Raw genomic sequence first — 13481 nt, forward strand, 5'->3', positions numbered from 1 at the left:
GAGAGAAAGCGTGAGCGCAAAGAATAGAGCTGATGAAATTAGCGCAATAATCAAAGAAAGAATTGAAAATTTTGATTTAAGCGTTGATGTTGAGGAAACTGGTAAGGTTATCTCTGTTGCAGATGGCGTTGCAAACGTATATGGTCTTAAAAACGTTATGGCAGGAGAGATGGTTGAGTTTGAAAGTGGTGAAAGAGGTATGGCTCTTAACCTTGAAGAGAGTAGTGTAGGTATCGTTATTCTTGGCAAAACAAGCAACATTACAGAGGGAAGCTCTGTTAAACGTCTTAAAAAACTACTTCGTGTGCCAGTAGGTGACGCACTTATCGGACGTGTTGTAAATGCACTTGGTGAGCCAATAGACGCAAAAGGGCCTATTGAGGCTACTGAAACTCGCTTCGTTGAGGAAAAAGCTAAAGGTATTATGGCTAGAAAATCTGTTCACGAGCCACTTCAAACTGGCATTAAAGCGATTGACGCACTTGTGCCAATCGGTAGAGGTCAGCGTGAGTTAATCATAGGCGACCGCCAAACAGGTAAAACAACTGTTGCTATAGATACTATCATCAATCAAAGAGGTCAAGATGTTGTTTGTATCTATGTTGCTATCGGTCAAAAACAATCAACAGTCGCTCAGGTTGTAAAAAAACTTGAAGAGTATGGTGCTATGGACTATACTATCGTTGTAAATGCTGGTGCGTCTGATACAGCAGCACTTCAGTATCTAGCACCTTACGCTGGTGTAACAATGGGTGAGTATTTCCGCGATAACTCACGCCACGCACTTATAATATATGATGATCTATCAAAACACGCTGTTGCATATCGTGAGATGTCGCTTATTCTTCGCCGCCCACCAGGTCGAGAGGCATATCCTGGTGACGTTTTCTACCTACACTCAAGACTACTTGAAAGAGCAAGTAAGCTAAATGACGAGCTAGGTGCTGGTTCTTTAACAGCTCTACCTATCATCGAAACACAAGCGGGTGACGTTTCAGCGTATATTCCAACAAACGTTATATCTATTACAGACGGACAAATTTTCCTTGAAACCGATCTATTTAACTCAGGTATTCGTCCAGCTATTAACGTTGGCCTTTCAGTATCTCGTGTTGGTGGTGCTGCACAAATTAAAGCTACAAAACAAGTTTCAGGTAACCTAAGACTTGACCTAGCTCAATACCGCGAACTTCAAGCGTTTGCTCAGTTTGCAAGCGACCTTGATGAAAGCTCAAGAAAACAACTAGAGCGTGGTCAGAAGATGGTTGAAGTTCTAAAACAGCCGCCATATAGCCCACTTGCAGTAGAAAATCAAGTATTAATAATATTTGCTGGTGCAAAAGGCTATTTAGACGATGTTCCAACAACGAGTGTTACGAAATTTGAGGCAGAGCTTTATCCTTACATAGAGGCTAAATACCCTGAAATTTTTGAGCAAATTAGAACAAAAAAAGCACTTGATAAAGAAGCTGAAGAGCTATTACATAAAGCATTGAAAGACTATAAAGCGACTTTTTCTGCTAACTAAGGGCTAAATATGTCAAATTTAAAAGATATAAAACGAAATATCAAGAGTGTCAAAAATACACAAAAGACCACTCGTGCCATGAAACTTGTCTCTACCGCAAAGCTTAGAAAAGCGGAAGAGGCAGCACGTAAATCTCGTGTGTATGCACTTAAGATAAACGAAGTCCTTTCAGAGATAGCATATAAAATCAACCAGTATGGCTCGGTAGCAAATGAGAGCAAATTTTTTGATACCAACAAAAACATAGAAAAGGTTGATATTATATTTGTTACTGCAGATAAGGGACTTTGTGGTGGATTTAACGTTCAAACTATCAAAAACGTAAGAAGAATGATAGAGGAATTTAAATCCAAAAAAATCAAGGTGCGTTTGCGCGCAGTTGGCAAAAAAGGGATTGAATTTTTCAATTTTCAAGGCATTGATCTGCTTGAGACATACATAGGCACAAGCTCATCGCCAACCTATGAAAAAGCTCAAAATATTATACAAGATGCCATAAATGATTTTGTAAATGGTGCAACAGATAAGATCATACTTATACACAATGGCTATAAAAATATGATTTCTCAAGAGATCAGAATAAACGATATAGCACCTATTGAGCCACCAAAAGTTGATCAAATTCAGACAAATTCCCTAATGGAATTTGAACCTGAAGATAACAATGCTCAAATTTTAGACGAACTTTTGAAGAAGTATTTTGAGTATAGTATGTACTATTCGCTTATTGACTCTCTTGCAGCTGAGCATAGCTCAAGAATGCAAGCGATGGATAATGCAACAAATAACGCAAAAGAACGTGTAAAACAACTAAATCTTGCTTACAACAAAGCAAGACAAGAATCTATCACCACTGAGCTTATCGAGATTATCAGTGGCGTTGAATCAATGAAGTAAGAAAACAAAGGAGTATAAATGAAAGGTATTATTAGCCAAGTTATGGGGCCTGTCGTTGATGTTGATTTTAACGACTATCTCCCTAAAATTAACGAAGCTATCGAAGTTTTTTTCGAAGTTGAGGGCAAAAAAAATAGACTAGTTCTTGAGGTTGCTGCCCACCTAGGAGACAACAGAGTTAGAACAATTGCTATGGATATGAGCGAAGGTTTAACTCGTGGTCTTGAAGCTAAAGCACTTGGAGCACCTATTAGTGTTCCAGTTGGCGAGAAGGTTTTGGGTAGAATTTTTAACGTCGTTGGTGAACTTATTGACGAGGGCGAAAATATCAATTTTGACAAACACTGGTCAATTCACAGAGATCCGCCAGCATTTGAAGAACAAAGCACAAAGAGCGAAATTTTTGAAACCGGCATTAAGGTTGTTGATCTTCTTGCACCTTATGCAAAGGGCGGTAAAGTTGGACTATTTGGCGGTGCTGGTGTTGGTAAAACGGTTATTATTATGGAGCTTATCCATAACGTTGCGTTTAAACATAGCGGTTATTCTGTATTTGCGGGTGTTGGCGAGAGAACACGCGAAGGTAATGACCTTTATCACGAGATGAAAGAGTCAAATGTTTTGGATAAAGTTGCCCTATGCTACGGACAAATGAACGAGCCACCAGGAGCAAGAAATCGTATCGCACTAACTGGTCTTACAATGGCTGAGTATTTTAGAGATGAAATGGGTCTTGACGTGCTTATGTTTATAGATAATATCTTTAGATTTTCACAATCAGGTGCCGAAATGTCAGCACTTTTAGGACGTATTCCATCAGCCGTTGGTTATCAGCCAACTCTAGCAAGTGAAATGGGTAAATTTCAAGAGAGAATCACATCAACTAAAAAAGGCTCAATTACATCAGTTCAAGCCGTTTATGTTCCAGCTGACGACCTTACCGACCCAGCACCAGCGACCGTTTTTGCTCACCTTGACGCAACAACCGTTCTAAACAGAGCTATTGCAGAAAAGGGTATTTATCCGGCGGTTGACCCACTTGATTCTACTTCACGTATGCTTGATCCGCAAATTTTAGGCGAAGATCACTACAAGGTAGCACGTGGCGTTCAAGCAGTTTTACAAAAGTATAAAGATTTGCAAGACATCATAGCAATTCTTGGTATGGACGAGCTTAGTGAAGAGGATAAAGTAACTGTTGATAGAGCTAGAAAGATCGAAAGATTCCTATCTCAGCCATTCTTCGTTGCAGAAGTATTTACAGGAAGCCCTGGCAAATACGTAACTCTTGAGGAGAGTATAGCTGGATTTAAGGGGATTTTAGAAGGCAAATATGACCACTTGCCAGAAGCAGCATTTTATATGGTTGGTGGCATAGACGAAGCGATAGCCAAGGCTGAAAAACTTAAAGCTTAAAAGGAAGCACAATGAATACAATGCATCTTGAAATAGTGACCCCTCAAGGTAAAATTTTTTCAGATGAAGTAAATAGCGTAGTGCTCCCAGGAAGTGATGGTGAGTTTGGCGTATTGCCAAACCACGCTTCGTTAATATCTCTACTTAGTTCAGGTATCATTGATATAGAAAATAAAGATAAAAAACACGACGTGGTTGCCATAAACTGGGGATACGCAAAGATAGACGAAGGCAAAGTGGTAGTTTTAGCCGATGGAGCCGTCTACGTAGCAGGGAATAGCGAGAGCGATCTTGCAAATTCTTTACAACAAGCTCGCGAACTTATAGAGAGCATGAGTAGCAATACAAGCGTTTTTGCAAACACTATTGCAAAAATGGAAAATATAGTGAAAGCAAGATAAGTGGGCGGAATAGATATATTTTTAAACTACATATCAAGAAGTAGTTTTATTACCATAGTTGTTTTAAGCTGGTTATCTATATATTTTATAATCAGCTTTACCATACTTTTCTCACGAACAGCCGGTCTTGGTGCTTGGCAAAAAATTGAGCAAACTGCACTAGAATCGCTTCTTATGGGGGCAAAAACACTCCCGCAAGATGCGTCCTTAAGAAAGTGCTTATCTGGAAAAATAACAAAAGAAAAGTTAAATGTCTGCATAAGTATAGCTGAAAAAAATGCGACAAGTGGGCTTGTGTGGTTAAGCATTATAGCTTCAACATCTCCTTTTATAGGTCTTTTTGGAACTGTTATATCGATTCTTGAAACGTTTTCAGGGCTTGGAAATGGCAGTAATGCCTCTCTTGGAGTGATAGCACCAGCCATATCAGAAGCATTAGTTGCTACTGGTGCTGGTATATTTGTGGCTATTCCGGCATATACTTTTAATCTTTTAATAAAACGAAAAGCTTACGAACTAATGGGAACAATAGAGCGAGAAGCTGATGTTTTACTTAGTATGAAAGAAGAAGCATAGTGTCTATGAAATTTGATAATGATGCTCCGGAGTTAAATATAACTCCGCTGGTTGATATTATGCTTGTTCTTCTGGCTATCCTTATGGTCACTATGCCAACCATAACATATCAAGAGGATATAAAACTCCCTGACGGCTCAAAAACAAAAGCCTCATCTGTTAAACAAAAAGATTTAGTTGTGTTAATCAACGAAAAAAGACAGGTCAGAATAGAGCAAAGCTTAATGAGCATAGAGGAATTCCCAGATAATGTCATTTTGATGAGCCAAAAGTATGACAAAGAGTCACCAATATACATAAAAGCTGATAAAAATTTAAAATATGATGATGTTATGTTTGTGCTAAAAAGCCTGAAAAATGCTGGTTTTAGCAAGGTAGCACTGCAAACAAACGGATAAAATGTTTAAAGCAAAATTCCCCACAATTAGCTCATTTTTTGTAGCTTTATCTATTTATACCTTTATCATTATAATATTATTTATAAATTTAACTATGTTTACAGAACCAGCAAAAAGATATACAGACGATAAAGACGCTTTTATAGATATTTTAGTCCCTGATCAAAAAGAGGAAAAAAATGAGCTAAAAGCACCAGAGCAAAAAGAAGAGATCAAAAAAGAAGAAAAACAGCAAGAGGAAAAAAAAGAGCAACCAAAGCCACAAACGACAAATAAGCCAGTCATACCAGATGAGCCGTTGCCAACTCCTACACTGCCACCAGAACCAAAAGAGCAAAAGCAACCTGAGCCAAAACCAATCCCACAAATAACAGAAGAAGCTCAAGAGATAGCAAAAGATGAGCCAAAAGAGCAAAAACCAGATATTAAAAATTTATTTAGCGATATAGATACAAGCAAATTAAAGCCAAGCGAAAAACCGAAAGAGCAAAAGACTCAGTCTAGACTTAAAAATGAACAAAGTGAGCAAAAGCCAAGCACAGCAGCAAGCGATATTATAAAAAGTCTAAAACTTGATAAAACAGCCTCCACACCAAAAGAGCAAAAAACGGGCATTTATAATCCGCTTCTTGGTGCTATAACAAAACAAATAGAACGCAGGTGGCGTAGCTACAAAGCAAATACCGCCGATGTTGCGGAAATTTCTGTAACTATCGACGGAAGCGGGAATTTTAGCTACAAAATTTTAAAACTTCCGTATAATGAAAATTTCAATAAAAAAGTCCAAGAGTGCCTAGAAATTTTAAGCAACGAGAAATTCCCGTTCTCGCCAAATGGCACACCTATTACTTTAAATTTAAAATTAGAAGATAAACTAGAAACACAATAAACCCAAACGGAGAAAAGATGAAAAAAATCATAGTTTTCATATCTTTCGCACTAGCTCTTTTTGCGACAGATGCGACTATTTCGGTCATAAACCAAGGAATAGCACTACCAAAAATAGTGCTTCAAGACGCTACAACGTTAATTAGCGACCCAGCATTTAAAGATAAATTTTTTAAAATTATGCTTGGCGATTTAAAGGTCAGCTCTGATTTTGAGATCATAGAAGATCACGTAAGCACGACATATGAGGGCGACTCTCAAACAAATACAATGAGCGATAAGGGTGCTGAGCTAATCTTTAGATATGTTCTTGAAGGCTCAGCAAATTCAGATCTATCTTTAAAAGTAAAGCTAATTGATGCAAAAAAGGCAAGTGTAAAATATGAGAAAATTTACACTATGACAGGCTCAAAATATCCATTTTTGGCACATAAAAGCATAGTTGAGCTAGTAAATGAGCTAAATTTACCACCAGTTGGCTGGATGGAAAAGTATATTATTTTCTCAAAATACACATCAGCCAAAGAGAGCGAAATAGCAGTAGCTGACTACACTTTAACATATCAAAAAACAATAGTAAGAGGCGGATTAAACATATTCCCAAAATGGGCTGGAGCTGAGCAAAACGCTTTTTACTACACAACATACATAAACAACAAACCAACACTTTTTAGATACGACCTAAATAGTGGGACAAAGGCAAAGATTATCGATAGTAACGGTATGCTAATAGCCTCTGACGTAAGCAAAGATGGAAGAAAAATTTTACTAACTATGGCTCCAAAAGATCAACCTGACATATATGTTTATAGTCTTGATAGCAAAAATTTAACTCAAGTCACAAACTACATTGGTATTGATGTTAATGGAAATTTCGTAGATGACGATCAACGCATAGTTTTCGTATCAGATAGACTTGGCTATCCAAATATATTTTCAGTAAGCTCTAGCGGCGGTAGCGTCGAGCAAATGGTATATCACGGCAAAAACAACAACTCAGTTAGCACCTATGGTAGCTACATAGTCTATTCTAGCCGTGAAAGCTCAGACGATCCAAGCAACTCATTTAACATATATCTAATCTCAACCCAAACCGATTTTATAAGACAGCTAACGGCTAGTGGTAAAAACAACTATCCAAGATTTTCAAGCGACGGGCAGAGTGTTGTATTTATAAAACAGCTTGGATCTCAAAGCTCACTTGGTGTTATTAGACTAAATGAAAATAGAAGTTTCCAATTTCCATTAAAAATAGGCAAAATTCAGTCAATAGATTGGTAATATTTTTTAAATTTTATGATATAATTGCACGAAATTTTTTAAAAAGGATTAGTATGAAAAAAATTGTTCTAGCAAGTGTTGCCGTTGCGGCGTTAGTTTTTAGTGGTTGTAGCTCAAAAGCCCCAGAGGTAGACACAAACGCAAATATGAATAGCTCATCAAACTCAATGAGCGATGATGACAGACTAAATGCTCTAATTGCAAGCATTCAAGGTCAAGTTAAAAATGTATATTTTGACTTTGACAAATTCAATGTTAAAGCAGATCAGCAAGGCGTAGTAAGCTCAAACGCTTCACTATTTAACCAAGCTGACGCTCAAGCTCTATCAGTAAAAGTAGAAGGTAACTGCGACGAGTGGGGTACAGATGAGTACAACTATGCTCTTGGACTTAAGCGTGCTAAAAGCGTAAAAGACGCTCTTGTAAGCAATGGCGTATCGGCTGATAGAATAGCTGTTGTAAGTTTTGGCGAAAGCAACCCTGTTTGCTCAGACAAATCAAAAGCTTGTGACGCTCAAAATAGACGTGTAGAATTTAAAGTTCTTCCATAATTTATGAAGAGAAAAATTCTTTTGGCTACCTTTATGGTAGCCTCTGCTATGTCGTTGTATGCTCAAGTTTCTGCGTTTGACGCCGGAAATTTAAATACCGAAAATCCTTATGGTCTTACAGAGAATGAAAAAGAGCTTTTAAAAAATAAACGTAATGTCCAAAGTTTGCAAGGCGATTTAAGTTCGGTTATTGAACAGATACAAGGATTACAAAGCGTTCTTGATGGTATAAATTCTCGTATGTCAAGGATAGAGCAACGCATTAGCGATCTTGAGCTTAGAGTAAATGGAGATGCTACTAGTGGCGGGAATTCCATTGCTGAGCTAAAAAAATATAGTTACGAAACAAGAGCTATCCAAGAGAAAAACTACCAAAAAATCACAAAAACATTAAATCAGTTGGGTGCATTGATAGATAAAAAATCAACACAAACGATAAATAACGCAAAACAAGATACAAAACCTACTAGCTCAAACGATCTATCAAAAAAAGACAACAAAACAGTTATGAGCGAAGCAGTAAAGCTATTTAACTCAAACAAAGACCAAGATGCAAAAGAGCATTTTGAGTATCTGCTAACAAAAAAGTATCAACCATCAGCGTCAAACTACTACCTAGGCGAAATAGCCTATAAAAAGAAGATGTATTCTGAAGCAATTGGCTACTATCAAAAGAGCGTTCAAGGCGATGATAAGGCTTCGTATATGCCAAGACTACTATATCACACAGCAATTAGCTTTGATAAAGTAGGCGATACCGCTAGTGCAAATCGCTTTTATAAGGCACTTAAAGTGGGCTATCCTGATACAAAAGAAGCACAAGCAGCGCCACAACGCGACTAAATAAATTAGCCGAATTTACAACACAAAAACACTATTTTAATCTTTTTTAGATATAATCAACCACCATAATATTTTAAACAAGGAGATTATATGAGCAAAGAACAAGTTGTAACAATGTTTTATGAACTAAAAGACGCAAATACAGGCGAAATTTTAGAGTCAAATATGCAAGGTGGGACACAAATTTCATTCCTTACTGGTCGTGGACACGTTATTGAAAAGCTAGAAGAAGAGGTTTTAAAGCTACAAACTGGAGATAGAAAAGAGATAAAAATCAAAGCAGCCGAGGCTTGTGGAGAATACAACAATGAGGCCGTACAAGCACTACCAAAAGAGCAATTTGCAGGTATCGAGCTAGTAACTGGTATGGAGCTTTTTGGACAAAATGAAGACGGCTCAAGCGTTAGAGTAATCGTAAAAGAGATAAAAGATGATGAAGTTGTAGTAGATTTTAACCACCCTTACGCTGGTAAAGACCTGCTTTTTAACGTTGAAATTTTAGAGATTAGAGAGGCAAGTGAGGATGAGAAAGCCACTGGTATGGTAGCCGGAGCTCACACTTGCGGATGTGGCGGAGGTGATCACGGACATCACCATCATCACGGCGGTGGCGGATGTTGTGGTGGACACGGCGGTGGCGGATGCGGATGTGCTGGAGAGGACGATGATGACGATCATCACCACCACGGCGGATGTTGTGGCGGACACCATCACTAAGAAATGCCAATGAAATACGCATTTATCTTTGCAGGACAGGGTTCTCAAAGTGTCGGTATGGGGCTTGAATTTTACGAAAATTTCGCCCCTTGCCGTGAGTTGCTTGGCGAGGCTAGTGAGTATTTAAAGATCGATTTTAAACACCTACTTTTTAGCCAAAACGAGCTTTTAAGCCAAAGTGAATTTACCCAACCAGCTATCGTTTTAAACGCACTTATGAGCTATCTTGCTTTAAACGAGAATATTTCGCCAGTCCAGAAATTTAGCCTAGGGCACTCTCTTGGCGAGTTTAGTGCTTTGGCTGTAAATGGTGCTTTTGATTTTAAAGACGCCATAAAGCTTGTAAATTTGCGTGGTAAGTTTATGCAAGAGGCTTGTGATGGCAAGGGTGCTGGTATGATGGTTTTGCTTGGGCTTGATGATAGCGTGGTTGAGAAAATTTGCAGTGAAGCTAGAAATGAAGGCAAAAGCGTCTATGCTGCAAACTACAACTGCGACGGACAAATCGTGGTAGCAGGGCTAAAAGATGATTTATCAAGCCTAGAAGCCACATTTAAAGGTGCTGGTGCAAAACGCGCTATGCTTCTTGATATGTCAGTGGCGTCTCATTGTCCGATTTTAAAACCAGCTAGCGACGCCCTGTTTAGCGAACTTGGCAAGTATTTAAATGATAGCTTTTTACCGGTTATCTCAAACGTAAATGCCAAATTTTACACCACAAAAGACGAAGCAAAAGAGCTTTTAAAAGACCAGCTAACAAGCCCAGTGCTTTATAAACAAAGCATTAAAAATCACGAAAACGATGTTGATTGTTTCATTGAGCTTGGATCAAAAATTTTAAGCGGTATGAATAAAAAAATTACGCAAAAACCAACTTTAAGCATTACAGATTTGGCTTCACTTGATGAAGCTGTGAAATTTTTGGAGGGCAAATGATAGCGATTTTAGGCGCAATGAATGAAGAGATCACACCGATTTTAGAGCGTGTAGGCGAGTATAAAACTATCAACTACGCAAACAACTCATTTTACAAAGCAAACTACAAAGGCAAGGATTTAATCATCGCCTACTCAAAAATAGGCAAGGTAAATTCAAGCCTAACCGCAACCCTGCTTATAGAAAAATTTGGGGCAAAAACGCTACTTTTTAGCGGTGTAGCAGGTGCGTTAAATGAAAATTTAAAGATTGGCGAATTAATTTACGCTACAAGTCTAGCTCAGCACGACCTTGATATAACGGCGTTTGGACACCCATACGGATATGTGCCGGGGGTTGAAATTTTTGCTAAAACTGATGAGGGTTTAAATGCCCTAGCTCTTAAAATTGCACAAAAAAGAGGGCTAAAACTAACAGGCGGTATCATCGCAACAGGCGATCAGTTTGTGTGTAGCAGTGAGAAAAAATCGTGGATAAAAGCAATGTTTAAAGCAGACGCCGTTGAGATGGAAGGAGCTAGTGTAGCTCAGGTTTGTGCTCAGCTAAACGTGCCATTTTTCGTGCTTCGTGCGATTAGTGACGAGGCAAATGGCTCGGCTGAGTTTGATTTTGATGAGTTTTTGCACAGCTCGGCTAAAATTTCAGCCGATTTTGTGCTAGAAATGGTAGAAAATTTATGATAGATTTAAGCAAAAAGCTTTTAAGTATCGTTGGGCGAACGAACGCAAAATACAAAATGGTTTGCGGTGGCGATAAAATTTTGCTAGGTCTTAGTGGCGGCAAAGACAGCCTTGCTCTTGCTTTTGTGCTAAAACATATGCAAAATGTAACGCCAGAGAAATTTGAGTTTAAAGCTGTAACTTTAAGCTATGGTATGGGCGAGGATTACGGGTATTTGACAAAATTTTGCAATGAACACGGCATAGAACACGAGGTCATTGATAGCTCAATTTTTGAAATTTCAAAGGATAAAATCCGTAAGAATTCTAGCTTTTGTAGCTTTTTTAGTCGTATGAGGCGTGGGTATCTTTACACATACGCCCAAAAACACGGCTTTAATAAACTAGCCATAGCTCATCATCTTGATGATGCAGCTGAGAGCTTTTTTATGAACTTTACCTACAACGGCGCGTTAAGAACCCTTGCACCAAAATATACAGCTAAAAACGGCATTGAAGTTATTCGTCCATTTATCTATGTGCGTGAGCGGGCTTTGCGTGAAAATGCCATTCGCAACGAGCTTTTTGTCATCGGCGATGAGGCTTGTCCGGCGATGAGATTTGATGTAAAAATGCCACACGCAAGAAGTGAAACAAAAGAGCTTTTAGCACAGCTTGAAAAGCAAAATCCAAAGCTATTTACAAGCTTAAAAGCAGCCTTTGAAAATATCCACTTAAACACATTTTTTGACCCAAAAAATAGCTGTGATGATGAGTAGTGGGATAGCCCCCTACTCTACCACTTTATCTAAATTTATGAAAATTTCAGTAGTATAACAAAAATCCAAAATAGGAGTAAAAATGCAAAAATCCATACAAAAAATGACTGATGTAATGGCAAAATTTGTAGGATATAGTGGCAAGGTTTTACCTGATGACATAACTGCAAAGCTAGAAGAACTCAGCAAAAAAGAGAGTAGTGAACTGGCAAAAACCATATATAAAACGATGTTTGAAAATCAAAAACTAGCAAAACAGCTAGATCGTCCGTCGTGTCAGGATACTGGGGTTATTCAGTTTTTTCTAAAGTGTGGAGCAAATTTCCCACTCATTGGCGAACTTGAGCAAATACTCATAAACTCGGTACTAAAAGCGACAAAAGAGGCTCCATTAAGGCACAACAGCGTCGAAACATTTGATGAGTATAACACAGGTAAAAATGTCGGCAAAGATACTCCGTCTATATTTTGGGAGATTGAGCCAAACAGCGATAAATGCGAGATTTACACCTATATGGCGGGCGGGGGTTGTAGTCTGCCTGGTAAAGCTACGGTCTTAATGCCTGGAATGGGCTATGAAGGCGTGATTAAATTTGTAATGGATATAATGACAAGCTACGGCATAAACGCCTGTCCTCCGCTACTTGTTGGCGTTGGCGTTGGAACTTCTATCGATGTTGCGTCACTTTTGTCAAAAAAGGCACTCCTACGACCGATTGGGACACAAAATCCAAATGAACGTGCTGCAAAAACCGAAAAACTGCTTGAAGATGGTATAAACTCAATAGGCTTAGGACCACAAGGGATGAGTGGTTCTAGCTCCGTAATGGGCGTTCATATCGAAAATTCTGCACGTCATCCGTCAGTTATAGCAGTTGCTGTAAATGTGGGCTGTTGGTCGCATAGAAAGGGGCATATCATCTGGGATAGCAACCTAAATTTTAGCATTAAATCGCACAAGGAGTTTAGCTATGAGTAAGAAAATTTTAAAAACACCAATAAAGGCTGAGGATTTAGCAGACATAAAAGCTGGAGACATTATATATCTAAGCGGAAATATCGTAACCTGTCGCGACGTGGCACATAGACGCGTGGTAGAAGAGGGGCGAGAGTTGCCACTTGATATAAATGGTGGTGCAATACTTCACGCTGGTCCTATCATACGAAAATTAGGCGAAGATAGCTACGAAATCGTATCTGTGGGGCCCACAACAAGCATGAGAATGGAAAAATTTGAGTATGAGCTTATCAAAAAAACAGGCGTAAGGCTCATCGTAGGTAAAGGCGGAATGGGCGATGAAACTATGCGTGGATGTGCGGAATTTAAGGCACTTCACTGCGTATTTCCAGCAGGATGTGCGGTCATAGCAGCAACTCAGGTCGAGGAGATACAGAGTGCTGATTGGATGGAGCTTGGTATGCCAGAAACCCTTTGGAACTGCAAAGTTAAAGAATTTGGACCACTTATAGTATCAATCGACACTCACGGCAACAACCTCTTTGAGCAAAATAAAGTAGATTTTAACAAGAAAAAAGACAAAGCTCTAAGCGAAATCACAAAACAGGTTGGATTTATAAAATAAAAAATGGCACAAATTTATTGTGCCATAG

16 protein-coding genes are annotated in these 13481 nt (G+C 38.6%); all 16 read left to right on the forward strand.

Translation table 11 applies throughout. The features are described 5' to 3' along the window. Positions 1 to 10 precede the first annotated feature (10 nt). The 16 genes from atpA (at position 11) to ttdB (ending at position 13453) form a co-directional block, all read left to right on the forward strand. A complete protein-coding gene (atpA, locus tag CMCT_RS07190; RefSeq protein WP_034968601.1) occupies positions 11 to 1528 on the forward strand; it encodes a F0F1 ATP synthase subunit alpha in 1518 nt (505 codons plus the stop codon). Positions 1529 to 1537: 9 nt separating this feature from the next. Then, positions 1538 to 2425, forward strand: a complete 888-nt coding sequence (atpG, locus tag CMCT_RS07195; RefSeq protein WP_034968599.1) for an ATP synthase F1 subunit gamma — start codon at positions 1538 to 1540, stop codon at positions 2423 to 2425. Positions 2426 to 2443: 18 nt separating this feature from the next. Beyond that, positions 2444 to 3841 carry a F0F1 ATP synthase subunit beta gene (gene atpD, locus CMCT_RS07200; protein WP_034968597.1) on the forward strand — a complete coding sequence of 466 codons (1398 nt, stop codon included), beginning with the start codon at positions 2444 to 2446 and terminating at the stop codon, positions 3839 to 3841. 11 nt (positions 3842 to 3852) lie between these two features. Then, complete coding sequence (gene atpC, locus CMCT_RS07205) at positions 3853 to 4242, forward strand: ATP synthase F1 subunit epsilon (RefSeq protein WP_034968595.1); 390 nt, start codon at positions 3853 to 3855, stop codon at positions 4240 to 4242. Beyond that, complete coding sequence (locus CMCT_RS07210) at positions 4243 to 4818, forward strand: MotA/TolQ/ExbB proton channel family protein (RefSeq protein ID WP_082198650.1); 576 nt, start codon at positions 4243 to 4245, stop codon at positions 4816 to 4818. Between the two features lie 5 nt (positions 4819 to 4823). Then, entirely contained in the window at positions 4824 to 5216 is a 393-nt protein-coding gene (locus CMCT_RS07215; protein WP_034968592.1) for a biopolymer transporter ExbD, read from the forward strand. 94 nt (positions 5217 to 5310) lie between these two features. Then, positions 5311 to 6105: a TonB C-terminal domain-containing protein gene (locus tag CMCT_RS07220; protein ID WP_244948641.1), complete on the forward strand. Its 795-nt coding sequence runs from the start codon at positions 5311 to 5313 to the stop codon at positions 6103 to 6105. A gap of 17 nt (positions 6106 to 6122) precedes the next feature. Continuing rightward, on the forward strand, positions 6123 to 7385 hold the full coding sequence (gene tolB / locus CMCT_RS07225; protein ID WP_176325087.1) for a Tol-Pal system protein TolB: 1263 nt from the start codon (positions 6123 to 6125) through the stop codon (positions 7383 to 7385). A gap of 53 nt (positions 7386 to 7438) precedes the next feature. Then, positions 7439 to 7936, forward strand: a complete 498-nt coding sequence (locus CMCT_RS07230; RefSeq protein WP_034968590.1) for an OmpA family protein — start codon at positions 7439 to 7441, stop codon at positions 7934 to 7936. A 3-nt stretch (positions 7937 to 7939) separates the two neighbouring features. Next, complete coding sequence (locus CMCT_RS07235; protein ID WP_171993460.1) at positions 7940 to 8779, forward strand: tol-pal system YbgF family protein; 840 nt, start codon at positions 7940 to 7942, stop codon at positions 8777 to 8779. 90 nt (positions 8780 to 8869) lie between these two features. Further along, the gene (locus tag CMCT_RS07240) at positions 8870 to 9496 is read left to right on the forward strand and encodes an FKBP-type peptidyl-prolyl cis-trans isomerase (protein ID WP_034968587.1); all 627 of its coding nucleotides are present in this window, start codon (positions 8870 to 8872) and stop codon (positions 9494 to 9496) included. Between the two features lie 9 nt (positions 9497 to 9505). Further along, positions 9506 to 10432, forward strand: coding sequence for an ACP S-malonyltransferase (gene fabD / locus CMCT_RS07245; RefSeq protein WP_034968586.1), 927 nt, complete (start codon positions 9506 to 9508; stop codon positions 10430 to 10432). After that, positions 10429 to 11112, forward strand: coding sequence for a 5'-methylthioadenosine/adenosylhomocysteine nucleosidase (locus tag CMCT_RS07250; RefSeq protein WP_034968583.1), 684 nt, complete (start codon positions 10429 to 10431; stop codon positions 11110 to 11112). Before fabD ends, CMCT_RS07250 begins: the two co-directional genes overlap by 4 nt. Next, the gene (locus CMCT_RS07255) at positions 11109 to 11870 is read left to right on the forward strand and encodes a tRNA 2-thiocytidine biosynthesis TtcA family protein (protein WP_034968581.1); all 762 of its coding nucleotides are present in this window, start codon (positions 11109 to 11111) and stop codon (positions 11868 to 11870) included. Before CMCT_RS07250 ends, CMCT_RS07255 begins: the two co-directional genes overlap by 4 nt. Positions 11871 to 11952: 82 nt before the next feature. After that, positions 11953 to 12849: a L(+)-tartrate dehydratase subunit alpha gene (gene ttdA / locus CMCT_RS07260; protein ID WP_034968578.1), complete on the forward strand. Its 897-nt coding sequence runs from the start codon at positions 11953 to 11955 to the stop codon at positions 12847 to 12849. After that, entirely contained in the window at positions 12842 to 13453 is a 612-nt protein-coding gene (ttdB, locus tag CMCT_RS07265) for a L(+)-tartrate dehydratase subunit beta (RefSeq protein WP_034968575.1), read from the forward strand. Before ttdA ends, ttdB begins: the two co-directional genes overlap by 8 nt. Positions 13454 to 13481: the final 28 nt, after the last annotated feature.

It is taken from the genome of Campylobacter mucosalis (assembly GCF_013372205.1).
Taxonomy (GTDB): Bacteria; Campylobacterota; Campylobacteria; order Campylobacterales; family Campylobacteraceae; genus Campylobacter_A; species Campylobacter_A mucosalis.